17 protein-coding genes are annotated in these 23,687 nt (G+C 71.3%); 11 read left to right on the forward strand and 6 right to left on the reverse strand.

What is annotated here, in order from left to right; genetic code table 11:
* Positions 1 to 49 precede the first annotated feature (49 nt).
* The 4 genes from H4687_RS41730 to H4687_RS41745 all read right to left on the reverse strand — a co-directional run bounded on the left by H4687_RS41730 (position 50) and on the right by H4687_RS41745 (position 6,825).
* Positions 50 to 1,339: an alginate lyase family protein gene (locus H4687_RS41730; RefSeq protein ID WP_046919634.1), complete on the reverse strand. Its 1,290-nt coding sequence runs from the start codon at positions 1,337 to 1,339 to the stop codon at positions 50 to 52.
* Positions 1,340 to 1,388: 49 nt separating this feature from the next.
* A complete protein-coding gene (locus H4687_RS41735; RefSeq protein ID WP_404819303.1) occupies positions 1,389 to 3,062 on the reverse strand; it encodes a glycosyl hydrolase family 28-related protein in 1,674 nt (557 codons plus the stop codon).
* Between the two features lie 238 nt (positions 3,063 to 3,300).
* Positions 3,301 to 5,649, reverse strand: a complete 2,349-nt coding sequence (locus H4687_RS41740) for a glycosyl hydrolase family 95 catalytic domain-containing protein (RefSeq protein WP_046919053.1) — start codon at positions 5,647 to 5,649, stop codon at positions 3,301 to 3,303.
* 183 nt (positions 5,650 to 5,832) lie between these two features.
* Positions 5,833 to 6,825, reverse strand: coding sequence for a PfkB family carbohydrate kinase (locus H4687_RS41745; RefSeq protein ID WP_046919054.1), 993 nt, complete (start codon positions 6,823 to 6,825; stop codon positions 5,833 to 5,835).
* Between the two features lie 280 nt (positions 6,826 to 7,105).
* Here H4687_RS41745 and H4687_RS41750 point away from each other — a divergent pair, with 280 nt between their 5' ends.
* The 6 genes from H4687_RS41750 to H4687_RS41775 all read left to right on the forward strand — a co-directional run bounded on the left by H4687_RS41750 (position 7,106) and on the right by H4687_RS41775 (position 14,344).
* On the forward strand, positions 7,106 to 9,493 hold the full coding sequence (locus H4687_RS41750; RefSeq protein WP_050398673.1) for a SpoIIE family protein phosphatase: 2,388 nt from the start codon (positions 7,106 to 7,108) through the stop codon (positions 9,491 to 9,493).
* Between the two features lie 134 nt (positions 9,494 to 9,627).
* Complete coding sequence (locus H4687_RS41755) at positions 9,628 to 10,713, forward strand: S-(hydroxymethyl)mycothiol dehydrogenase (protein WP_046914196.1); 1,086 nt, start codon at positions 9,628 to 9,630, stop codon at positions 10,711 to 10,713.
* Entirely contained in the window at positions 10,713 to 11,342 is a 630-nt protein-coding gene (locus H4687_RS41760; protein WP_046914195.1) for an MBL fold metallo-hydrolase, read from the forward strand. Before H4687_RS41755 ends, H4687_RS41760 begins: the two co-directional genes overlap by 1 nt.
* Positions 11,343 to 11,538: 196 nt before the next feature.
* The gene (locus H4687_RS41765) at positions 11,539 to 11,901 is read left to right on the forward strand and encodes a bifunctional 3-phenylpropionate/cinnamic acid dioxygenase ferredoxin subunit (RefSeq protein ID WP_046914194.1); all 363 of its coding nucleotides are present in this window, start codon (positions 11,539 to 11,541) and stop codon (positions 11,899 to 11,901) included.
* Entirely contained in the window at positions 11,898 to 13,061 is a 1,164-nt protein-coding gene (locus H4687_RS41770; protein WP_046914193.1) for an NAD(P)/FAD-dependent oxidoreductase, read from the forward strand. Before H4687_RS41765 ends, H4687_RS41770 begins: the two co-directional genes overlap by 4 nt.
* A gap of 131 nt (positions 13,062 to 13,192) precedes the next feature.
* Positions 13,193 to 14,344, forward strand: coding sequence for an aromatic ring-hydroxylating oxygenase subunit alpha (locus tag H4687_RS41775; RefSeq protein ID WP_046914192.1), 1,152 nt, complete (start codon positions 13,193 to 13,195; stop codon positions 14,342 to 14,344).
* Here H4687_RS41775 and H4687_RS41780 read toward each other — a convergent pair.
* Entirely contained in the window at positions 14,332 to 15,078 is a 747-nt protein-coding gene (locus H4687_RS41780) for an IclR family transcriptional regulator (protein WP_046914198.1), read from the reverse strand. The genes H4687_RS41775 and H4687_RS41780 overlap by 13 nt on opposite strands.
* 201 nt (positions 15,079 to 15,279) lie before the next feature.
* On the opposite strand from H4687_RS41780, the gene betA reads away from it, so the two are divergent.
* Entirely contained in the window at positions 15,280 to 16,959 is a 1,680-nt protein-coding gene (betA, locus tag H4687_RS41785) for a choline dehydrogenase (RefSeq protein WP_046914191.1), read from the forward strand.
* 3 nt (positions 16,960 to 16,962) lie between these two features.
* Positions 16,963 to 17,799 carry a methylenetetrahydrofolate reductase gene (locus H4687_RS41790; protein WP_046914190.1) on the forward strand — a complete coding sequence of 279 codons (837 nt, stop codon included), beginning with the start codon at positions 16,963 to 16,965 and terminating at the stop codon, positions 17,797 to 17,799.
* A gap of 169 nt (positions 17,800 to 17,968) precedes the next feature.
* Here H4687_RS41790 and purU read toward each other — a convergent pair whose 3' ends face one another.
* Positions 17,969 to 18,850 (reverse strand): formyltetrahydrofolate deformylase, encoded by an 882-nt coding sequence (purU, locus tag H4687_RS41795; RefSeq protein ID WP_046914189.1) that lies wholly within the window; start codon positions 18,848 to 18,850, stop codon positions 17,969 to 17,971.
* A 218-nt stretch (positions 18,851 to 19,068) separates the two neighbouring features.
* Between purU and H4687_RS41800 the strand changes: the two genes are divergently transcribed.
* From H4687_RS41800 to H4687_RS41810, 3 genes are read left to right on the forward strand one after another with little or no spacing between them, the layout of a single operon-like run.
* A complete protein-coding gene (locus tag H4687_RS41800; RefSeq protein WP_050398677.1) occupies positions 19,069 to 20,538 on the forward strand; it encodes an aldehyde dehydrogenase family protein in 1,470 nt (489 codons plus the stop codon).
* 20 nt (positions 20,539 to 20,558) lie between these two features.
* Positions 20,559 to 21,647 (forward strand): quaternary amine ABC transporter ATP-binding protein, encoded by a 1,089-nt coding sequence (locus tag H4687_RS41805; RefSeq protein ID WP_046914188.1) that lies wholly within the window; start codon positions 20,559 to 20,561, stop codon positions 21,645 to 21,647.
* Complete coding sequence (locus tag H4687_RS41810; RefSeq protein WP_046914187.1) at positions 21,647 to 23,677, forward strand: ABC transporter permease; 2,031 nt, start codon at positions 21,647 to 21,649, stop codon at positions 23,675 to 23,677. Before H4687_RS41805 ends, H4687_RS41810 begins: the two co-directional genes overlap by 1 nt.
* Positions 23,678 to 23,687: the final 10 nt, after the last annotated feature.

Consider the following 23,687-nt stretch of genomic DNA (forward strand, 5'->3'; position numbering starts at 1 on the left):
GGGCCGGGGCCCCGCGCCCTGGGACCGAGGCCCCCCGGGACGGCGCCGGTCAGCCCGCGATGGAGTCCAGCTGCTCCGCCGCCGGACGCAGGTCCCACAGGTCACCGCCGGGCGGCGCCTCCAGCGCCGCGACGGCCTCCCGTGCTCGCGCGCTCCCGGCGTCGGCCGCCGCGTGGACGACGTCGGTCGCGGCGTAGCGGCGGAAGTCAAGCTCCGGGTGCGGCCAGACGGCGGCGGCCGTGGCGGCGGGCAGCAGGTAGTCCACCGCCTTGGACAGGCTCTGACCTCGCGGGCCCCGGTACGCCCACAGATCCACCCCGACCTGTCGGCCGATGGCCGCGAGCCGGGTGTACGCGACCAGGGAGAAGGCCGAGTAGTGCCAGCTCCGGGTGCGGGCGAGCTCCTGGGGCTGGCCGCCGTCGGCCCCGATCTGCGGGGCGACGCGCCTGCTCCCTGCCTCCAGGACCGTGGCGCGGGCCAGCGCCCTGTCCCCGGTCGTGTACGCGAGACCGGCGAGCAGCAGGTCGTAGAAGGTGCCGTGGTTGTTGGCGGCGGCCGCCTCCTGCAGGCCGAAGTCGCTGTTCCTGAGCCAGCCGAGGAAGTCGCTGTTCCACCGCGCCATGCGGGTGCGGTCCTTCCGGGACCAGCCCGGGGCGCCGGTGTCCAGCAGGGCGAGCGCGTCGAGGACGCTCGTGTACGACTGCGAGAAGTCGATGATGCCGATGGCCCGGCCGTCGAACTTGCAGGGGATGAACTGGGCGTGGTCCAGGTTCGGGTTCATCCTCGTGGCCGGGTCGAGGAACCAGGTGCGCAGCACCTGCCCGGCCTTCTCGGCGTACCGCTTCCGGCCGGTGTAGTACCAGGCGAGGGAGAGGTCGTACGCGGAGTCGAAGGTCTTCTCCACGTCCTGGCGGTCGGTTCCCGAGTCGACCTCCGGGTTGCGTTCGCCGTCGCGTTGCATGTACGGGCAGCCCCAGGGGTTGTCCGCGGTCGGGGGCTGGGAGGGCCACCAGTAGGGCGCCTGGCTGAGGTAGTCGTGGAGGTCGCCGCCGGGAGCGGGCCGGGGCTTGTCGACGACCGTCCAGGGGCCCTGGCCGAGCCATCTGTCGGCCCGGAGCGTCAACGCCCGTACAGTGCGGCGCAGTCGGGGGTCGCCGTGCTCCAGGCGGAGCCTGGTCCGATGGAGGCGGGCGCCGTCCAGGACGGCGGTGTGCGGGACCTCGGCCGTGGCCCCCTCCGTCACCCGCGCCGAGGCGGTGGGCGGGGAGGGGGTCAGGGCGAGCAGGGTGAGGGCCGTCAGAAGGACGCCCAGGCGTGACACGGTCGGGAGTGCGCTCATCGATCCACTCCGTTCATGAGGGTGAACGTGCGGTGGGGTGACGCGAGTGCTACAGCGCGCGCTGTGCCGCGTACAGATTCCGCGGCCGTACGGCGTGGGGGCTGCCGTACAGCTCCAGGCGGGTGTGCAGGTCGCCGGTGAAGTCGGGGACGTCGATCTGGTCGAACTCCCTGACCTCGTCGATACCGACGGTGGCGGAGTACGGTGCCAGCCCGTCGATCCTGACCAGTCCCGCGCGGGCGTTGGTGACCCGGATGTTCCAGTGGGCGAAGCGGGCCCCGAACAGGGGTCCGGCGCTCGCGTCGCCGCCGTGACGGCCGTTGTTGTTCAGGGTGATGTCGGTGCGGACGTTGGCGAAGGGGAGTCCGCGATGACTGTCGAAGGTGCCCATCCGCATGTCGCCGCGGGACCAGACGTTGTACGAGGACAGTCCCTCGACGTTGATGCCGTGCAGCTGGGTGTCCGCGGGAGCGGGGCCGGTGCGTTCCTCGATGGTGAAGTCCTCGACGAGGTTGTCGTGGGAGCCCTCGCGGCAGAAGTAGGGGTGGTGGGAGCCGCGGCCGGTGACACGTGTCCGTCGTAGGGTGCACGCGGAGGCGGACACGAGCCCGAAGCCGTTGTCGACGTGGCGGACCGTCACGTCGTCCACCCAGCAGTCGTACGCGCACTGCAGGACGACCCCGTTGTGCCCCTTGTCCAGCAGGTGCGGCTGCTGCGGGGTCTCCACGGCCTCAAGGGTCAGGCCCTCGACCCCGGAGCCGGTCAACTCGGCCACGTGCGTGGTCAGTCGAGGGTTCCATTCCGGGCGTAGGTCGAGCGGGAGCGGGCGTTCGAGGGTGACCTCGCGGCCTCGCACCCGCGCGACGCGGACGGGCCACTCGTAGGGGACGTACGACGTCAGCTTCGTCTTGTCGTCCCAGAAGTAGGCCGCCGGACCGGGCCCGCCGCCGCACATGTGCTCCAGGAGGGTGTGGTCCGCGTCGTCGGCCAGCCGGAGGAGGACCAGGACGCCGGGGAGCAGCGCCGACGGGTCCGTCACCGTGATCCTCCAGGCGCCCCGCCGGGCCGGAGCGACCGCCGTGAGGGGCCGCCACTCGTCGCGCCGGTTGCCGGTCCACCCCTCGAACGGCCACGCCTTCGCCCTGATCGCGGCCACGAGAGAGGACCAGCGGGCGCGGGGTGCCAGCCAGATCAGGCCCCCCGCCCAGGACCAGCCCGACTTGTCGCCGCCGTAGCGGGAGCCGTACGCCCCGATCAGTTCGGTGAGGTTCTTCGTCGCGTACAGGGTGGTACGGCCGCTGCCCGCGCCCCTGAGGGTCACGTGCGACCGGTCCAGGCGGATCACGTCGTCGATCCGGAACGTGCCGGGCGGGAGGGTGACCGTGCCACCGCCGGCCCTTCCGGCGGCGGCGATGGCACGGTTGATCGCGGGGGCGGAGTCGGTCGTGCCGTCCGCCACGGCGCCGAAATCGCGTACGTCGGCTACCGCCGGGCGGCGGGGGAGGCGGACCGCCCCGCCGTGGCAGCCCGCCCGTCCGACGTAGGGGATCTGGGGGTGGGTGAAGGGGGTGCGGGTGAACTCCCGCCACAGCTGCGGGGTGCCGGCCGGCCGGGCGCCCGAGTCGGCCGCCGCCGCGGCGCCGGAACCGGCCGCCACGGCGACGGCGGTGCCGAGGACGGCGCGCCTGGTCATGCCGCTCAGTCTGCTGTTAGACATGCTCATGTCATTCGGGTCGCCGGTGGCGGCCCCGTGTGTGTCTCCCATGTCCGTTCGCCCTTCCCATGGTCTTTCATGGATGTGAACGACGTTCAGATGTGCGCTGAGCGGTGAGCATGCCATGGCGCACTGGAGGGCGAAAGGGCTCGTGCGACCTTTATTGGTGTGGACCTATGCGAGAAAGGGCTTCCTCGTCGGATCAGATGAGTGAACCGACGAGGAAGCCCTTTCCCGGGCTGCCCGGCTAGCCGGGCAGCCCCCAACGGGGTGCGTCAGCGTTCGGGCGTACGGGCCTGACCGTCAGATCGGGCCGGTCGCCCCTGGCGGTGATCAGCACCGACTCGCCCTTGCCCAGCGGTACGTGGAGCACGCCGTCACCGACGACGGTGTGCCGCAGAGGGCGGCCCCGCCCGTCCCGCACATCGATCGGTCCGGCGATCCCGTGCCGTACCCGGCAGGGGGCACCCGCCTCGCCGGTCAGCCGCACCCAGCGGGTGGTGCCGCCCTCGCGGCGCGCGCTGAGCAGGAAGGCGCCCTGCGTTCGGAAGTCGTGCACCGCCAAATCGGTCCAGGCGGCGGGCAGGGCGGGAAACACCCGGACGACACCGCCCCAGGACTGGCACACCATGTCGTGCAGCGACTGTGCGGCGGACAGGGGCGTCTCGATGACCGGCCCCGACTCCTGGTACATGGTGTTGGGCTTGATGAAGCGGGTCATGAGTTCCCCGAGGTACCGCAGGGCGTCCTCGCCCTTGCCGAGCAGCGCGGAGATCGATGCGGCACCCGTGAAGGTGTAGCCCTGCAGCGCACCCTCGAAGCCCACCCAGTGGGCCAACGACTTCTCGATCAGGGCGCGTTCCTCGGGGGTGTCGCCCGTCAGCTCGTACAGCGGGTAGACCGCGAGCAGATGGGAGTAGTGGCGATGGGACTTCGCGAAGGGTATGTCCGCGCCGATCATGAACCCGTTCGCGTCCGTCGGGTACGGCGCCCGCTTCCTCAGCACCTCACGCCAGCGGGGTGCCAGCGCGTCGTCGATCCCCAGCAGCTGGGCGGATTCCAGCAGGGTGCGGCAGCCCCAGGTCAGCAGCATCAGGTCGTAGGCGCAGTCGCGCGAGTTGCCGCCGTACTCGGGGGAGAAGGTGGCGGGCAGATGCAGCTTGCCGTCCGGGCCGGGCTCCAGGAAGTGCAGGTAGTAGTTGACCGCCCCGCGCAGCAAGGGGAACAGGACGTCCCGCAGGACCGACTCGTCCATGGTGTGCCGGTAGGTGAGCCAGACATTGTGCAACGCCCAGGTCAGGTTGCCGACTTCGGGCGTCGGCGGGTCCTGGCCGGGAATGCCGACGCCGTAACCCACCAGGGGGCCGGTCGCGCCGTTGACGAGCTGGGGATCGGTGGTGCGGGGGATACCGAACGAGTCGGCGCGGTACGGGGCCGGAACCTCCTTGGCGAGGCTGTCCCGGTGTTCGCTCAACGCCCGCGTGATGGCGTCGAGTTCGAGATGGTTGGAGCCGTGGACGAGCCAGTACTCCAGCTGCGCGTTGAGGTTCCACCAGGTGTTGGGCCACGGCGTGGGTTCCAGCCAGGGGCCGCACGTGGCCATCACCGGGGCGTCGCGTCGGGCGGCGGAGGCCGTCTTGTAGAGCTGGATCCAGTAGAAGCGCTGGATGCGGGCGTCGGGGACGGACAGGAAGCTCTTGCGGTAGTACGCGTGCCACCACGCGCGGTGCGGCACGGCCAGTGCGGAGTAGGACAGCCGTGCCGCCGCGCGGACCGCCGCGAGGGCCCGGCCGAGGGCGGTGGTCCGGGGATACGAGTGCGCGACGTGCGCGTACAGGGTCCGTGTCCGGCCCCGGCTCCGCTCCCGCCACGCGGTGACGTGCTGTCCGCCGGCCAGCAGCGGCTGGACGGCGGCGCTCACGCCCGCGTGGTCCGCGACCTCGGCGGGCGGGTTGCCGCGGTAGCCGTCCGGCAGCGGTTTGAAGGCGGCCCGCGGACTGATCGCGTCCGCCGGGTGGAACACCCAGCGGAAACCGCGTTCACCCTCGCTCGGGGTCACTTCCACGGCGAGGACCGAACGGTCGTTGTGGACGAGGGCCCGCAGGGACAGGGTCCCCCGGTCCGTGGTGAGCGTTCCGGTCACCTCGGCGTCCCGCAGCGACAGCCGCCAGTCGAGGCCGGTGATCGCGCCCACCGGCTCCAGGGTGAAGTGCCCGATCGGCAGCCGGGCCAGGCCGAACAGTGACCCGAACTCCGGCCGGTGGTCCTGCACTTCGGAGTGCTGGACGTTGAAGCGCACGGCCCTCGGCGCGGCGCCCGGTCCGGCGCCCGGCTCCGCGTAGATCCCGGAGCCGAGGAAGCCGTTGCCGAGGAACGGGCCTTCGTACCAGGTCGCCGGCATCCGCCGCCAGACCAGGTCCGCGTCGTCGAGGACCGTGCGCCAGGGGTCCAGGGGAGGCGCGGCGGCCCCGGCCCGCGTACGGCCGGCCGCCGCGGCGTGTGCGGGCGTCCCCGGGGCCAGGAGGGCGCCGGTCAGGGCGGAACCGGTGGCGAGGACGGTACGCCGGGACGGATCGTGCGCGGAGCGAGAGGTCATGGTGCCTCCAAGACGGACTCACGCGAATCATCGGATCTATGTCGCGATGAAACATAGGGATGTGAGCGAGTGTGCGTCAATGAAGTGGTATTGATGGGGCAATAGCGGGGTGGCGATACGGATGTGATCGGATCCATCGTGGCACTCAAAGCCAATAGCTCCGATGTATCGACCGGCGTCGGTCTATGTGTCCCGCATCCAGGCCCGAGTCCCGAACGAGGCGCACGCCCGCGAGGCCACCACGGCCGCCGCCCGCAGGGCCTCGGCGAAGCCCCGCGCGGTCAGGTCGTCCAGCGGTGCGAGGCGATGGGCGAGCGCCCCGTGCAGGACGTCTCCCGCGCCCAGCGTGTCCGCGACCCGTACGGCGGGAACGTCCACCGTGCCACCGCTGCCGGGCCCCGCCCACACGAGGGGTTGCCCGCCCCGGCTGACCGCCGACCAGGTCACGCCGTGGTCCCGTAGGAACCGCAGGGTGTCCGCCGCCGTGCCGGCCGCAGCGCCCGCCGGTCCGTGTGTTTCCGCCGGCCCGTGCGCTCCCGCCGGCCCGTGCGCGCCGGGCGGACGGAAGTCGTCCGAGCAGACGGCCACGTCGATCGACGGCAGCAGCCTCTCCGTACCCGCCTTCCAGCTGCCCCCGTCGAGAACGGTCCGGCGCCCGGCGGCACGCGCCGCGCGCGCGGCGGCCACGGCCAACTCCAGGTGGTGGCCGTCGAACTCGACGACATCGTGGTCCGCCACCAGCGCGTCGAGACCCTCGGGAGGAGCGAGCCGGTACGCCGTCGCGTTGGTCGACGCGACGGCGCGGTCTCCGGTGGACGCGGTCACCAGAACGGACGACACGGCGGGCGGCGCGGCCGAGCCGTCCGCCAGGTCCACCACCCTCACGCCCATCCGGTGCAGGTCCGCCGTGACGACGGCCCCCAGCGGGTGGCCGCCGATCGCGGTGAGCAGGGTGGCCGCGCCGCCCAGGTGGGCGAACGTGACAGCCGCGTTGGCCGCCGGGCCGCCCGCGGTCACGAGCTGCGCACGAGCCGTCAGCTTCTCGTTCGCCCCCGGGACATGGTCGACGAGCTGCACCACGTCCAGCACGCACAACCCGACGAACAGACCACGAGGCCGTTCCCGGACACCCGCCACCGCCCCGTCCCCTGATTCCACCGGCACTCCTGACTCCATCGGCTCCCCGGACTCCACCGGCACTCCTGCCTCCACCAAGGTCTCCCCACTCTCCTGGGGCCCCGCGGCCTTCGCCGCCCGTCGTCTCCACCGGCGCACAGGCGCTCGCGAAAGCGGGCGCCCGCGGGGGCGTGGCGTGGCAGGGTAGGGGCTCGGGCGTTCCGGGTGGTCGCGCGCCATGCGTGGCGTGCCCGGCGCACAATGAACCCTGGAAGCAGTGCCCTGTCGTCGGTCTGTGGGCCCACGGACGACGGCTCCGGTCGTACGGAGAGAAGGAACGATGGGCGAGCACGGTGTCGCCTCGGCCGCGGTCGACGCCAGGGGGCTGGTCACCGCGTGGAGTGCGGGCGCCCGACGGGTCCTCGGATACGAGCACGGGGAGGTGGTGGGCCGCCGGGCGGCCGACCTGCTGGCCGACCCCCTTCCTGCCTCGGCCCGCGCCACTCTCGCCGAGCCGGCCGACTGGCAGGGCTCCGTGCACGCGCGGCACCGGGACGGTCACGGGGTGGAGCTGGAGCTGGCGGCCCACCCGCTCCTGGACGCGGCGGGTGAGGCCCAGTGGTTTCTGACGGCCACGGTGCCGGAGCCGGCCGTGCGGTTGCGGCGATGGGCCCTGGACCAGCTGCCCGTGCCCATCGCGCTCTTCGACCAGGACGGGCTCGCGGTGTCCGCCAACTCCGCGATGGAAGGGGTCATGGGCAAGTCGCAGCAGGATCTGCTCGGCCGGCGGGTGGGGGAGTCGGTCGACGGACGGCGACGGCTCCCGGGCTTCGAGGGCCTCGACGAGGCGGTGCGCGGCGTCCTGCGCACGGGTGAGCCGATGCCGTTCGAGGCCTGGCTGCGCGCACCGGGCGAGGCCCGTGAGCACGCGTGGCTGGTGTCGCTCAGCCCGTTGAAGGACGGCTCCGGCGCGGTGCGGGGCATGTGTCTGGCCGCGATCGACAGCACGGAGCAGTTCCTGGCCCGACGGCGGCTGAGCATGCTCAACGAGTCGGGCGACCGGATCGGCTCCACCCTGGACGTCACCCGCACCGCCGAGGAGCTCGCCGAGGTGTGCGCGGACCATCTCGCCGACTTCGTCATCGTGGACCTGCTGGACTCGGTGCGGGCCGGCGAGGAGGCCACGGTCTCGCCCGGCGCCGATCCCCTCGTCTTCCGCCGCACCGCCCAGCGGTCCGTGCTGGAGGGCTGCCCCGAGGCGGTGATCCCGGTCGGCAGCCGACACACCTACGCGGCGGGGTCGCCGCCGGACCGGGCGCTGACCACCGGCCGGGCCGTGCTGTACGAGCCCGACGACCTCACCGGGCGGCTGTGGGCCGGTTCACCGGAGCGCGCCCGCAGCATCGAGATCCACGGCATCCACTCGATCATGGCCGTGCCCCTGCGCGCCCGGGGCATCACGCTCGGCCTGTCGATCCTCTCCCGGCACCGCACGGCCGAGCCCTTCGGCGAGGACGATCTGCTGCTCGCCGAGGAACTCGCCGCCCGCGCCGCGGTCTGTGTCGACAACGCCCGCCGCTACACCCGCGAACGCGCCATCGCCCTCGAACTGCAGCGCAGCCTCCTGCCCCACCGGGCGCCCCGCCAGGCCGCCGTCGAGGTCGCCTCCCGCTACCAGCCGGCCAGCACGCGCGCCGGGATCGGCGGCGACTGGTTCGACGTCATCCCCCTGTCCGGGGCCAGGGTCGGCCTCGTCGTCGGCGATGTCGTCGGTCACGGTGTGCAGGCGTCCGCCACCATGGGCCGGCTTCGCACGGCCGTGCGCACCCTGGCCGACGTGGACCTCGCGCCGGACGAGCTGCTCACCCAGCTCGACGACATCGTCCTGCGCCTGGACTCCGAGCGGACCACGGACGAGCCCGAGGGGGCGGAGAGCCCGGGGGAGATCGGTGCCACCTGTCTGTACGCCGTCTACGACCCCGTCTCGCGCCGCTGCTCCATGGCGCGGGCCGGCCACCCGCCACCGGCGCTGATCGCCCCGGACGGCGAGGCGGCGTTCCTCGACCTGCCGATCGGGCCGCCGCTCGGCGTGGGCGGTCTGCCCTTCGAGACGGCGGAGTTCGAGGTCCCCGAGGGCAGTGTGTTCGCCTTCTACACCGACGGCCTGGTCCAGGCGCCGGACCGCGACCTGGACGACGGACTCACGCGGTTGCGCCAAGCCCTGTGCGGCACGGACCGTCCCCTGGAGGAGACCTGCGACCAGGTGCTGCGGAGCCTGCTGACCGACCGGCCCGTCGACGACGTGGCCCTGCTCCTGGCCCGGACCCGGGCGCTGGACGCCGACCGTGTCGCCACCTGGGACGTGCCCGCCGATCCCGCCTTCGTCGGGCACGCCCGCAAGCTGGCCTGCGACCAACTGGCCGCATGGCGGCTGGAGGAGGTCTCCTTCGTCACCGAGCTGATCGTGAGCGAGCTGGTCACCAACGCCATCCGCTACGGCGGGTCTCCGATCCAGCTGCGGCTGATCCGTGAGACCACGCTCATCTGCGAGGTGTCGGACTCCAGCAGCACCGCCCCGCACATGCGCCGCGCCCGGGCCTTCGACGAGGGCGGCCGGGGCCTCCTGCTCGTCGCCCAGCTCACCCAGCGCTGGGGCAGCCGCCACACCCGCACCGGCAAGACGATCTGGGCCGAGCAGGCTCTCCCCGGCGAGGGGGACGACGCGTAGGCGCGAGCGGCGGCGACGACCGTGGAACTCCTTGACCGCCGGTCGGCACTCCACGATGCTGTGTTGCGGTAGGTGCGATGCGTACCGCAATAAGCAACTGCAGACTCCGGTCTCGTTACTGCCGAGGAGTGGCCATGGCTCACCAGGTCCGTGCTGTCGTCGCGCGGGGCAAGGGTGCCCCCGTCAGCCTGGAAACGATCATCGTGCCGGACCCCGGGCCGGGTGAGGCGCTGGTGAAGATCGAGGCCTGCGGGGTCTGCCACACCGATCTGCACTACCGCGAGGGCGGGATCAACGACGAGTTCCCCTTCCTGCTGGGCCACGAGGCGGCCGGTGTCGTGGAGTCGGTGGGCGAGGGTGTCACCGACGTGGCCCCCGGTGACTTCGTCATCCTCAACTGGCGCGCGGTCTGCGGACAGTGCCGGGCCTGTCTGCGCGGACGCCCCTGGTACTGCTTCAGCACCCACAACGCGAAGCAGAAGATGACCCTGCTGGACGGCACCGAGCTGTCGCCGGCGCTGGGCATCGGCGCGTTCGCGGAGAAGACGCTGGTGGCTGCGGGGCAGTGCACGAAGGTCGACCGGGCCGCCTCGGCGGCGGCCGCCGGACTGCTGGGGTGCGGGGTGATGGCCGGTATCGGCGCGGCCATCAACACCGGCAACGTCGGCCGCGGTGACAGCGTGGCCGTCATCGGCTGTGGCGGCGTCGGGGCCGCGGCGGTCGTCGGGTCGCACCTGGCGGGCGCGGCGAAGATCATCGCCGTCGACATCGACGACGCCAAGCTGGAGACCGCCAGGAAGCTGGGCGCGACCCACACGGTCAACTCGAAGGGCGCCGACGCCGTCGAGGCGATCCGCGAGCTGACCGGCGGTTTCGGCGCCGACGTCGTCATCGAGGCGGTTGGCCGCCCGGAGACGTACAAGCAGGCCTTCTACGCCCGTGACCTGGCCGGCACGGTCGTCCTGGTCGGCGTGCCCACCCCGGAGATGAAGCTGGAGCTGCCCCTGCTGGACGTGTTCGGCCGTGGTGGCACGCTGAAGTCCTCCTGGTACGGCGACTGCCTGCCCTCCCGTGACTTCCCGATGCTCATCGACCTGTACCTCCAGGGCCGGCTGGACCTGGACGCCTTCGTCACGGAGACCATCGCGCTGGACGACGTGGAGAAGGCCTTCGAGCGGATGCACCAGGGCGACGTCCTGCGTTCCGTGGTGGTCCTGTGATGACCGCCCGTATCGAACACCTCGTCACTTCGGGGACGTTCAGCCTCGACGGCGGCACGTGGGACGTCGACAACAACGTCTGGCTCGTCGGCGACGACCACGAGGCCGTCGTCATCGACGCCGCGCACGACGCCGACGCCATCGCCGAGGCCCTCGGCGGGCGCACCCTGCGGGCCATCCTGTGCACCCACGCCCACGACGACCACATCGACGCGGCCCCCGCCCTCGCCGAGCGCACGGGCGCGCCGATCCTGCTCCACCCGGACGACCTGCCGCTGTGGAAGCAGACCCACCCCGACCGGGCCCCCGACGGCGAACTCGCCGACGGCCAGGTCCTCACCGTGGCGGGGGTGGAGCTGACCGTGCTGCACACGCCCGGCCATGCCCCGGGGGCGGTGTGCCTGTACGCGCCGGGCCTGGCGGCCCTCTTCAGCGGCGACACCCTGTTCGCCGGCGGACCGGGGGCGACGGGACGGTCGTACAGCGACTTCCCGACCATCGTGGACTCCATCCGGGCCCGCCTGCTGACACTGCCGGGCGACACGGTCGTGCACACCGGACACGGTGGGACGACCACCGTGGGCGCGGAGGCTCCGCACCTCCAGGAGTGGATCGACCGCGGCTTCTGACCGCCTCCGCAGTGGCTTCCGTACGGCGCCCGTCTCACCTGTTTCCGCAGGTGGGACGGGCGTTTCGGGCTGCCCCGACGGCGCCTGGCACACCCGTGCGAAGCGGGTGCCTCGACGCCTTGACAAGGGTTCTGGGCGACCTCAGACTGTTGTTGCGCTAACCGCAATCCGTTTCGCTATACGCACCCGAGGTGTCATGATGATTCCCGCGTGCCGTCTCGCAGATCTCCCGCGAGGCGAGGCCATCCGGCTCGACGTCGACCCGCCGGTCTCGGTGTTCCACACCGACGACGGCGAGTTGTTCGCCATCGACGACACCTGCACCCACCAGGACGCCTCGCTCGCCGACGGCTGGCTGGAGGGCTGTGAGGTGGAATGCCCGCTGCACGCCTCGAAGTTCGACCTGAGGACGGGCGCCGTCGACTCCCCGCCGGCCAAACTCCCGGTGCGGACCCATGAGGTCGTCGTCGAGGACGGCATGATCCACGTCCGGGTGTCCACGGACGCCCCCAACCTGCCGCCCTGCGTCGCGGCCCGGCTCGCCGGAGGTCCCGCGTGAGGACCGTGGCCGTCGTGGGCGCCTCGCTGGCCGGTCTGTCGGCGGCGCGCTCGCTGCGGAAACAGGGCTACGACGGACGGCTGGTCGTCATCGGCGACGAGACCCACCGCCCGTACGACAGGCCCCCGCTGTCCAAGGAGTTCCTGGCCGGCGGCCTGGGCGAGGCCGACCTCGCCCTGGAGAGCGACGGCGAGGATCTGGGCGCGGAGTGGCTCCTCGGGGCCCGCGCCACCGGCCTGGATGCCGCCCGGCGCGCGGTCCGCCTCGCGGACGGCGGGGAGGTCCGGGCCGACGGCCTCGTCATCGCGACCGGCGCGGCCGCCCGCCGGCTGCCCGGCTCCGAGGGCCTCGCCGGGGTCCACGTCCTGCGCACCCTGGACGACGCCCGCGCCCTGCGGGACGAACTGGCCCGGGGCGGACGGCTGGTCGTGATCGGCGGCGGCTTCGTCGGCGCCGAGGTCGCCTCCACCGCCTACGCCCTCGGCCTGGAGGTGACGGTGGTCGAAGCGGCACCCACGCCGCTCGCCGCCCCCCTCGGCCAGGCCATGGGCAGCATCGTCTCCGCCCTCCACCTCGACCACGGCGTACGGCTGTTGTGCGGCGTCGGTGTCAAGGGGCTCGGCGGAGAGCGCCGGGTCGAGGCCGTCCTGCTGGAGGACGGCCGCAGCGTCCCCGCCGACATCGTCGTCGTGGGGGTGGGCGCACTCCCGTGCGTCGACTGGCTGGAGGGATCCGGCGTCACGCTCGACAACGGCGTCAAGTGCGGCGCGGACGGCCGCACCAGCCTCGCCGGTGTGGTCGCGGTCGGGGACTGCGCCTCCTGGTACGACCCCCGCGCGGGCCACCACCGCCGCGTCGAACACTGGACGGGCGCACAGGAACGCCCGGCCGCGGCCGTCGCCACCCTGCTGGCCGGGGGAGCGGTGGAACCGGGCGTGCCCCGGCCGCCGTACTTCTGGTCGGACCAGTACGGCGTCAAGATCCAGTTCGCCGGCCACGCGGCCGGCGCCGACAGCGTCACGGTCGAGGAAGGCGCGGCAGACGACCGCAACGTGCTGGCCGTGTACCGGCGCGCGGGCCATCCGGTCGCCGTGCTCGGGATGAACCAGCCACGGCTGTTCACCCGTTGGCGCAAGCAGCTCGCCGCCGCGGTCTCCTGACCCGGCCCCACGCCCCCACCGCGCCGCGGCCCTCCCGGGCACGCGGCGCAGCTCCCCACCCAACGCCGTCCGGAGTCGCTCTTCCCGGCGCGTGACCGCCCGATCCACGACGTTCCCCCGAGGAGTGCACCGTGACCTCGACCAGCCTGCCGGACAGCCTGATCGCCACCCTCCCCGGCTCCGCCTACACCGATCCCGCGATCTTCGCCCTGGAACAGGAGCGCATCTTCGAGACGATGTGGTTCTGCGTCGCCCGCTCGTCGGACCTGGCGAAGCCCGGCGCCTTCCGCACCGTGGACGTGGGCCGCGAGAGCATCCTCGTCACCCGCGCCCGGGACAACACGATCCGGGCCCACTTCAACGTCTGCCGGCACCGGGGGGCCAAGCTCTGCACGGAGGAGAGCGGCGAGGTCAAGCGCGCCTTCCAATGCCCGTACCACGCCTGGACCTACGGCCTGGACGGCAAGCTCGTCGCCGCGCCCAACCTCACCAAGATGCCCGACGTCGGCCGCACCGAGTACGGCCTGGTGAGCGTGGCCGTGCGCGAATGGCTCGGCTATGTGTGGGTCTGCCTCGCCGAGAACCCGCCCTCCTTCGAGGAGGACGTGCTGGGCGCGATCGTGGAGCGGCTCGGCGACGTCGAGTCGATCGAGCGCTACGACGTCGACAACCTCTCGGTCGGCAAGCGGATCGTCTACGACGTCAAGGCCAACTGGAAGCTCATCATCGAGAACTTCATGGAGTGCTACCACTGCGCCACGATCCACCCCGAACTCACCGAGGTGCTGCCCGAGTTCGCGGACGGCTACGCGGCCCAGTACTACGTCGGGCACGGCGCCGAGTTCGGTGCGGAGGTCCAGGGCTTCACCGTGGACGGCTCCGAGGGCCTGGACCGCATACCCGGTGTCGCCGAGGACCAGGACCGCCGCTACTACGCGATCACCGTCCGGCCGCAGGTCTTCATCAACCTCGTCCCCGACCATGTGATCTTCCACCGGATGTACCCGGTGGCCGTCGACCGCACGATCGTCGAGTGCGACTGGCTCTACCTCCCGCACGTCGTCGACAGCGGCAAGGACGTCAGCCGGTCCGTGGAACTCTTCGACCTGGTCAACCGGCAGGACTTCGAGGCGTGCGAGCGCACCCAGCCCGGAATGCACTCACGGCTGTACGCCAAGGGCGGTGTGCTGGTGCCCAGCGAGCACCACATCGGCGCCTTCCACGACTGGGTGAACGAGCGCCTCGGCGGTGGCTCCGCGCAGCCGGAGGGTCAGCCCAGGTAGCCCATGCGGTGACTGATCTCCTCGGCGCCCTTGACCAGCACCGGGGCCAGTTCGCGCATCCGCTCCTCGGTGAACCGGTAGGAGGGGCCGGAGGCGGTCAGCGCGGCGATGACCTCGCCCTCCCGGTCGAGCACCGGCGCGGCCATGGCGTGCAGACCGATCTCCAGCTCCTCCTGGGTCCAGGCGTAGCCCGCCTCCCGCACCTCGACGAGATGCTTCTCCAGCTTCGTCTTCGAGGTGATGGTGTGCGGGGTGACCTTCTTGAGGCCGGCCTCGGCGAGCAGCGCGGCGCGCTGCTTGGCGGGCAGGTAGGCCAGCAGGACCTTGCCGCTCGACGTCGCGTGGAGGGGGGTGAGCTGACCGACCCAGTTGTGCGCCGTGACCGCTCCGGGACCGCGCACCTGGTAGAGGTTGACGGCGTAGTGCTCCTGCAGCACCGCGATGTTGACGGTCTCGCCGATCTCCTCGGCGAGGCTCTCGCAGACCGGACGGCCCTGCTGGGTGATGTCGATGCGTCCCGTCACCGCGCCGGCCAGGCGCACGATGCCGAAGCCGAGGCGGTACTTGCCCCGCTCGCCCGCCTGCTCCACCAGGCCGCGCGCCTCCAGGGCGCCGAGCAGGCGGAAGGCGGTGGACTTGTGAACTTCGATCTCCGCGGCCACTTCGCTGACGCCGGCTTCGCCCCGGTGGGCCAGGATCTCCAGCACGCTGATGGCGCGGTCCACCGACTGCACTCCGCCGGCCTGCGAGTTCGAGGTTTCCGTGTCGTTGCTGTAGTTGCTCACAGTGAAACTATACGCGTAGTAAACAACACCATTGCAAGTAACGACGGCGTAACCCATGACCATGCAAGTTGCGCGGTTCGCAACCTAGTGCGCATAGCGCTACTCGACTAGCATGCTCGCGTATCTACGGCGCGAGCGAGACGAGGCACCATGGCTCCCTTGCAATACGACTTCGTCATCGTCGGCGGCGGATCAGCCGGCTGTGCATTGGCGAACAGACTCTCCGCGGATCCGGCGAACCGGGTGCTGGTGCTGGAGGCCGGCCGGTCCGACTACCCGTGGGATGTCTTCATCCACATGCCCGCGGCGCTGACCTACCCGATCGGCAGCCGCTTCTACGACTGGAAGTACGAGTCCGAGCCCGAACCCCATATGGGGGGCCGCCGCGTCTATCACGCCCGCGGCAAGGTGCTGGGCGGCTCCAGCAGCATCAACGGCATGATCTTCCAGCGCGGCAACCCCATGGACTACGAACGCTGGGCGGCCGACGCCGGGATGGAGATGTGGGACTACGCCCACTGCCTGCCGTACTTCCGCCGCATGGAGAACTGTCTCGCCGCCGACCCGGACGACGAGTTCCGCGGCCACGACGGCCCCCTCGTCCTCGAACGCGGCCCCGCGACCAACCCGCTCTTCGGCGCCTTCCTCAAGGCCACCGAGGAGGCGGGCTACCCGGCCACGGACGACGTCAACGGCTACCGGCAGGAGGGCTTCGCCAAGTTCGACCGCAACGTCCACCGCGGACGCCGGCTCTCCGCCTCCAAGGCGTACCTCAAGCCCGCCATGAAGCGGCCCAACCTCACCGTGAAGACCCGCGCTCTCGTCACCCGTGTCCTGTTCGAGGGCAAGCGCGCCGTCGGTGTCGAGTACCGGCGCGGCCGCGGCGCCCTGCGGCAGGTCCGCGCCAAGGAGGTCATCCTCTGCGGCGGCGCGATCAACTCCCCGCAGCTGCTGCAGCTCTCCGGCGTCGGCAACGCCGAGGAGCTGGGCGCCCTCGGCATCGACGTCGTCCACGACCTCCCCGGCGTCGGCGAGAACATGCAGGACCACCTGGAGGTGTACGTCCAGTACGCCTGCAAGCAGCCGGTCTCCATGCAGCCGTACATGGCGAAGTGGCGCGCGCCCTTCATCGGGCTGCAGTGGCTCTTCCGCAAGGGGCCCGCCGCCACCAACCACTTCGAGGCCGGTGGCTTCGCCCGCAGCAACGAGGACGTCGAGTACCCCAACCTGATGTTCCATTTCCTGCCGATCGCCGTCCGCTACGACGGCTCCTCGCCGGCCGGCGGCCACGGCTACCAGGTGCACGTGGGTCCCATGTACTCCGACGCCATCGGTTCGGTGAAGATCAAGAGCAAGGACCCACGCGAACACCCCGCGCTGCGGTTCAACTACCTCTCCACCGAACAGGACCGCCGCGAGTGGGTCGAGGCGATCCGCGTGGCCCGCAAGCTCCTCAGTCAGCCCGCGCTCGCCCCGTACAACGACGGGGAGGTCTCGCCCGGGCCGCAGGTGGAGTCGGACGAGGAGATCCTCGCCTGGGTCGCCAAGGAGGGCGAGACGGCTCTGCACCCCTCCTGCACCTGCAAGATGGGCCCCTCCAGCGACGAGACGGCCGTCGTCGACCCGGGCAGCCTGCGGGTGCACGGCGTCGAGGGCCTGCGCGTCGTGGACGCGTCGGTGATGCCCTACGTCACCAACGGCAACATCTACGCGCCGGTGATGATGATCGCGGAGAAGGCCGCCGACCTGATCCTCGGCAAGGAGCCGCTCGCTCCGTCCAAGGCCGCGTACTACCGCCACGGCGACGCACAGCAGAAGCAGGCGGGGTAGACCTTGGGCTCCGCAGGACTGCGGACGCTGCTGGACGGCGTCCGTTACGAGGTGCTGCCCGCGAAGGCGACCGAGGACAAGGTCCTCGCCCATGTTCCGCGCGACGTCGTCGTCACCGTGACGGCGTCGCCGGTCAAGGGCCTCGAACCCACTCTCGACCTGACCGCCCGGCTCGCGGCGCACGGCCGGCGGGTCGTCCCGCACGTGCCCGCGCGGCTGCTGCGGGACGACGCGCACCTGAAGGACGTCGTCGACCGGCTGCGGGAGGCGGGCGTGGAGGACGTCTTCGTCCCGGCGGGCGACGCCGACCCGCCGGCCGGGGCCTACGACGGGGCGCTGCCGGTGCTCCGCCGGCTGAGCGAACTGGGGGCGCCGTTCGCCCGTGTCGGTGTCACCGGCTACCCCGAGAGCCATCCGCTGATCCATGACGACATCACCGTCCAGGCGATGTGGGACAAGCGCGAGCACGCCACGTACGTCGTGAGCAACCTGTGCTTCGACCCGCGGGTGCTGGGGGAGTGGATCGCCCGGATACGGGGCCGGGGCATCGCGCTGCCCGTGCATGTCGGCGTCGCCGGGCCCGTGCAGCGGGCGAAGCTGCTGGCCATGGCGACGAAGATCGGCGTGGGTGAGTCGACGCGCTTCCTGACGAAGCACCCGTCGTGGTTCCTGCGGTTCGCGACGCCCGGGGGGTACGCGCCGGAGAAGCTGCTGACGCGTACCGAGCAGACGCTCACCGCGCGCGCCTCGGGGGTGGCCGGGCTGCACCTGTTCACCTTCAACCAGATCGCCGAGACGGAGGCCTGGCGCCGCGCCCTGCTGGAGCGGCTCGGGGGCTGAGGCGCGGCGGGTGGGCCGGCCTCTCGAAGACGTGTACAAGAGCGCGCGTATACGGAGCGCGTAACAGAGAACGTATACGGAGGACGTACGCAGAGGTCGCGTACGAAGGGGCGTATACGAAGCGGGGCGGGACCCGGCATCCGGGTCCCGCCCCTGGTTCGCGTGGTGGTCAGCGGAAGACGACCGTGCGGTTGCCGTCCACCATCACGCGGCTCTCGCTGTGCCACTTCACCGCGTGCGCGAGGACCTGCGCCTCGACGTCCCGGCCGACGGTGACCAGGTCCCCGGGGTCGAGCGAGTGGTCGACCCGGACCACGTCCTGCTCGATGATCTGCCCCTCGTCCAGGTCGGAGGTGACGTAGTGCGCGGTGGCGCCGACGAGCTTCACCCCGCGGTCGTAGGCCTGGTCGTACGGCTTCGCGCCCTTGAAGCTGGGGAGGAAGGAGTGGTGGATGTTGATGGCGCGGCCCTCGAACTGCTTGCACAGGTCGTCGGAGAGGATCTGCATGTAGCGCGCCAGGACCACCAGGTCGATGTCCAGGTCGCGGACCAGCTCCAGCAGGCGCGCCTCGGCCTCGGCCTTGGTGTCCCTGGTGACCGGGATGTGGTGGAAGGGGATGCCGTAGGTGTCCGCCAGCCCCTCGAAGTCCCGGTGGTTGGAGACGATCGCGGGGATCTCGATGTTCAGGGAGCCGCTGCGCGCGCGGAACAGCAGGTCGTTCAGGCAGTGGCCGAACCGGGACACCATGATGAGCGTGCGGGTCGGGGTCGAGGCCTCGCTGAGCGCCCAGGTGATCCCGTACGCCTCGGCCACGGGGCCGAACCGGTCGCACAGGGTCTTCATGGTCGCGTCCGGGTCGGAGACGTCGAAGTGGACCCGCATGAAGAAGCGGCCCTGGAGGCGGTCGTCGAACTGCTGGCTCTCCAGGATGTTGCCGGAGTTCCTGACGAGGAAGCCGCTCACCGCGTGGACCAGTCCGGCGCTGTCGGGGCAGGAAAGGGTGAGGACGAACTCACGGCCAGGTTGCGATCGAGGGAACCTTACGGACACGGTGGCCTCCGTCGGTGCGTATTGCACAACAAGGTGAGCGATACGCAACATGGTCGGCTCGACGCCGCTCGCGGTCAAGAGTGGTCGGAGAAGTGTCCTCATGGCGAAATCGTCATCGGCCAACCTCTTGACGTAGGTCGACGCCATTCGCAAAGGTGTTCCACCACAAGCAATTGAATGCATGATGCGCAACGCATTTCAGCTGAAGGGCTTGGCGCGTGGCAGATCTTTATGTGGCCGGCGAATGGCGGGATCCGGTGGCCGGAGGGCGCCGGGAGATCCGCTGTCCCGCTGATGGCACGCTCACCGCGACCGTATCGGAAGGGACACGTCCCGACACCGAGGCGGCGATCGCCGCGGCCCGTGCCGCCTTCGACGAGGGACCCTGGCCGCACACCCCGGAGCGGGAGCGCGGCGCCCTGTTGCTGCGCACCGCCGACCTCATCGAGCGGGACGCCAAGGAGTTCGCCCGCGCCGAGTCGCTGGACAGCGGCAAGCGGCTGGTGGAGAGCGAGTACGACATCGCCGACGTCGTCTCCTGCTTCCGCTACTACGGCGGGCTCGGCGGCACCGACGCGGGCCGGGTGATCGACACCGGGCGCGACGACGCCGTCAGCCGGGTCGTCCACGAGCCCATCGGCGTCTGCGGCCTCATCACTCCCTGGAACTACCCGCTGCTGCAGGCAAGTTGGAAGGTCGCCCCGGCGCTGCTGGCCGGCAACACGATCGTCCTCAAGCCCAGCGAACTCACCCCCTCCACCTCGATCCTGCTGATGCGGGCACTGCAGGAGGCGGGGCTGCCGGCCGGCGCCGCCAACCTCGTTCTCGGCACCGGACCCGAGGTCGGCGCCCCGCTCTCCGAGGACCCGCGCGTGGACATGGTGTCCTTCACCGGGGGACTGGAGACCGGGAAGCGGATCATGGCCACCGCCGCGGCGACCGTGAAGAAGGTGGCCCTCGAACTCGGCGGCAAGAACCCCAACGTGATCTTCGCCGACGCAGACTTCGAGACGGCCGTCGACTTCGCCCTCACGGCCGTCTTCCTGCACTCGGGCCAGGTCTGCTCGGCCGGTGCCCGCCTGATCGTCGAGGACTCGATCCACGACGCCTTCGTCGACGAGGTCGTCCGCCGCGCCCGGCAGATCCGGCTCGGCGGACCCTTCGACCCCGAGGCCGAGACCGGCGCGCTGATCTCCGCGCAGCACCGGGAGAAGGTCGAGGCGTACGTCGCGGCCGGCCTCGCCGAGGGGGCCGTCCTGCGCTGCGGCGGCGCGCGGCCCGAGGACCCGGCGCTCGCGGACGGCTTCTACTACCCGCCGACGGTGCTCGACGACTGCCGGCAGGACATGCGCGTGGTGCACGAGGAGTCCTTCGGCCCCGTGCTCACCGTGGAGCGCTTCACCGACGAGGACGACGCCGTACGCATCGCCAACGACACCGAGTACGGGCTCGCCGGCGCCGTCTGGACCCAGGACGCGGGCAAGGCCCAGCGGGTCGCCCGGCGGCTGCGCCACGGCACGGTGTGGATCAACGACTACCACCCCTACGTGCCGCAGGCGGAGTGGGGTGGGTTCGGGCATTCGGGCGTGGGCCGGGAGCTGGGACCGACCGGTTTGAACGAGTACCGAGAGCCCAAGCACATCTGGCAGAACATCCAACCCCGGCCGCAACACTGGTTCCGCGGCTGAATGCCGAGAAGAGGCCGATCGTGATCCCAACACAGACCGAGGCGCCGGAGCGGCGTGGCACCCCCGAGGACTCGGACGGTACTCCGGTCATATCCGTGCGCCGGCTGTGGAAGGTGTTCGGGCCGAAGGCGGACCGGGTGCCGGAGTCGGAGGAGCTGTGCGGCCTCACCCGCCGCGAGCTGATGGACCGTACGGGATGCACCGCCGCCGTGCGCGACGTGAACTTCGACGTCCGCAAGGGCGAGGTCTTCGTCGTCATGGGACTGTCCGGCTCCGGCAAGTCCACCCTGGTGCGATGTCTGACCCGGCTGATCGAACCCACCGCCGGGGAGATCGTCTTCGAGGGCGAGGACATCCGCCAGGCCGACGCCGCACGCCTGCGCGACCTCCGGCGCCGCAAGTTCTCCATGGTCTTCCAGCACTTCGGGCTGCTGCCCCACCGCCGCGTCGTCGACAACGTGTCCTTCGGGCTGGAGATCCGCGGCATGAGCAGGGCGGAGCGCACCAGGCGGGCCCTGGAGGTCGTCGAGCTCGTGGGCCTGTCCGGCTACGAGAACTCCTACCCCGACCAGCTCTCCGGCGGTATGCAGCAGCGCGTGGGACTCGCCCGGGCACTGGCCGGCGACCCGGACGTCCTCTTCTTCGACGAGCCCTTCTCGGCGCTCGACCCGCTGATCCGCCGTGACATGCAGAACGAGGTCATCCGGCTGCACCACGAGGTCGGCAAGACGATGGTGTTCATCACCCACGACCTCTCCGAGGCCCTCAAGCTCGGCGACCGCATCCTCATCATGCGCGACGGCAAGATGGTCCAGTGCGGCACCGGCGACGAACTGGTCGGGGCCCCGGCCGACGACTACGTGCGCGAGTTCGTCAAGGACGTCCCGCGTGGCGACGTGCTCACCCTGCGCTGGATCATGCGCCCGCTCAGCGACGGCGACGCCCTGGACGGTCCCGAACTCGGCCCGGACGTCGTGGTGCGCGAGGCCACCCGGGCGGTCCTGGCGGCCGACAAGCCCGTCAAGGTCGTCGAGAACGGTGAACTGCTCGGGATCGTCGGCGACGAGGAGATCCTCGCGGTGGTCGCCGGGCAGGAAGGCGGCATGTGATGACCGTCGCCGTGGAGAGACCCGAACAACCGCAGCAGCCCGAACCGCCCCGGAAGACGGACTCCGCGCCCCCGGCCGCCTCGCCCGCCGCCCGGCTGCGCCGGGTCGGGCGCGGCACGGTGGTGGCCGCGATCCTGATCGCCTGGCTGCTGCTCTTCGCCGTGCTGCGCGGCAAGCAGACCCTCACCCTCGCGGCGGCCGACCTCACGGACCTGCACCGGTGGATCAACGACCTCAACGACTCCGTCGGCGCCAACCGGAACTCCAACCCGCTGTTCCTGTACTTCTTCAACGAGATCCGTCTGGTCATCGACACCCTGGTGACCTTCATCCAGGAACTGATCTCCCAGCCCTCCGCCGACCGGCCCCTCCCGCAGATCGGCTGGCTCGGCGTCGTCGGCATCGCGGGCTACGTCTCCTGGGCCGTGGGCAACTGGCGGGTCGCCCTCCTGGCCGTGGCCGGCTTCACCTTCCTCGGGCTGCAGGGCCTGTGGCAGGAGAGCATGGACACCCTGGCGCTCACCGTCTCCGCCGTGTGCGTGGCGCTGCTGTTCGCGATCCCGCTGGGCGTGTGGGCGGGCCTGTCCGAACGGTTCAACCGGTTCGTCACACCGTTCCTGGACTTCATGCAGACGATGCCGACCTTCGTCTACCTGGCCCCGCTGACCCTGTTCTTCCTCATCGGCGGCGCCTCCGCCACCATCGCCACCGTGATCTACGCGGCGCCGCCCGCGATCCGCATCACCGCGCACGCCATCCGGTCGGTGCCCGAGACCACCGTGGAGGCGGCCGACTCGCTGGGCGCCACCCGGTGGCAGGGGCTGCTGAAGGTCCTGCTGCCGATGTCCAAGCGGACCGTGGTGATGGGCGTCAACCAGTCGATCATGGCCGCTCTGGCCATGGTGACCATCGCGGCCCTGATCGACGCGCCCGGCCTCGGCAAGACCGTCCTCCAGGCCCTGCAGTCGCTCGACGTGGGCACCGCCTTCAACGCGGGACTCGCGATCGTCGTCATGGCCATCGTCCTCGACCGGGTCACCACCGCCGCCAGCGCGCGCCAGGAGGCGGCCCGGCGCTCGACCGGCCGGTTCGTCACCTGGCGACGGCCGCTGCTGGCCGCCGGCGGTGTCGTCACCGCCGTCCTCGTCTACATGTCGCACACCTACGTGTGGGCGGCCGAGTTCCCCGGCGAGGGCGACGTCGGCAGCTCCGTCGCGCGAGCGGCGGACACCACGACCACCTGGGTGCAGGACAGCCTCGCCGGCCTCACCAACGCCTTCCGGGACGCCCTCACCAACGGCCTGCTCAACCCGTTCCAGTCGCTGCTCACCGACTCCCCGTGGTGGCTCGTCGCCGCGGTGCTCATCGCGCTCGGCACGGTGCTCGGCGGCTGGCGCGCCGGCGTCACCGCGGCCGTGTGCCTGGGCCTGCTGCTCGGTACGGGTCTGTGGTCGGACAGCATGACCACGCTGGCCTCGACGCTCGTCGCGACGGTGCTGGTGATGGTGCTCGGCATGGCCTTCGGCGTGTGGATGGGGCGCAGCGCGCTCGTGGACCGCGTCCTGCGGCCCACCCTGGACGCGGCACAGGTCATGCCCCCCTTCGTCTACCTCGTGCCGTTCCTCGCGCTGTTCGGCGCGACCCGCTTCACGGCCATCGTCGCCGCGATCGTCTACGCCGCCCCGGTCGCCATCAAGATCATCGCGGACGGGGTACGGGCCGTGCCGGCGACGACCGTGGAGGCGGCCACGGCCGCCGGGTGCAACACCTGGCAGATCATCACCAAGGTTCAACTGCCCATGTCCCGCAGTGCGTTGACGCTCGCCACCAACCAGGGCCTGATCTATGTACTGTCCATGGTGGTGGTGGGCGGCCTGGTGGGAGCCGGTGCCCTCGGCTACGACGTCGTAGCCGGATTCTCCCAGGGGCAGCTGTACGGGAAGGGACTCGCGGCGGGCCTCGCCATCGTCCTTCTCGGAGTCATGTTCGACCGGATCACGCAGGCCGCCGCGCGGCGTGTCAGCGCATAAGGAGCACTGA

Origin of the sequence: Streptomyces stelliscabiei (assembly GCF_014873495.1) — a bacterium.
Classification (GTDB): domain Bacteria; phylum Actinomycetota; class Actinomycetes; order Streptomycetales; family Streptomycetaceae; genus Streptomyces; species Streptomyces bottropensis.

Coding starts and splice junctions, on each gene's coding strand:
- H4687_RS41745 (WP_046919054.1), bottom strand. CDS start 6,825: ATGGAGTCAGGAGTGCCGGTGGAATCAGGGGACGGGGCGGTGGCGGGT.
- H4687_RS41735 (WP_404819303.1), bottom strand. CDS start 3,062: ATGAGCATGTCTAACAGCAGACTGAGCGGCATGACCAGGCGCGCCGTC.
- H4687_RS41740 (WP_046919053.1), bottom strand. CDS start 5,649: ATGACCTCTCGCTCCGCGCACGATCCGTCCCGGCGTACCGTCCTCGCC.
- H4687_RS41810 (WP_046914187.1), top strand. CDS start 21,647: ATGACCGTCGCCGTGGAGAGACCCGAACAACCGCAGCAGCCCGAACCG.
- H4687_RS41765 (WP_046914194.1), top strand. CDS start 11,539: ATGATGATTCCCGCGTGCCGTCTCGCAGATCTCCCGCGAGGCGAGGCC.
- H4687_RS41750 (WP_050398673.1), top strand. CDS start 7,106: ATGGGCGAGCACGGTGTCGCCTCGGCCGCGGTCGACGCCAGGGGGCTG.
- H4687_RS41755 (WP_046914196.1), top strand. CDS start 9,628: ATGGCTCACCAGGTCCGTGCTGTCGTCGCGCGGGGCAAGGGTGCCCCC.
- H4687_RS41730 (WP_046919634.1), bottom strand. CDS start 1,339: ATGAGCGCACTCCCGACCGTGTCACGCCTGGGCGTCCTTCTGACGGCC.
- betA (WP_046914191.1), top strand. CDS start 15,280: ATGGCTCCCTTGCAATACGACTTCGTCATCGTCGGCGGCGGATCAGCC.
- H4687_RS41760 (WP_046914195.1), top strand. CDS start 10,713: ATGACCGCCCGTATCGAACACCTCGTCACTTCGGGGACGTTCAGCCTC.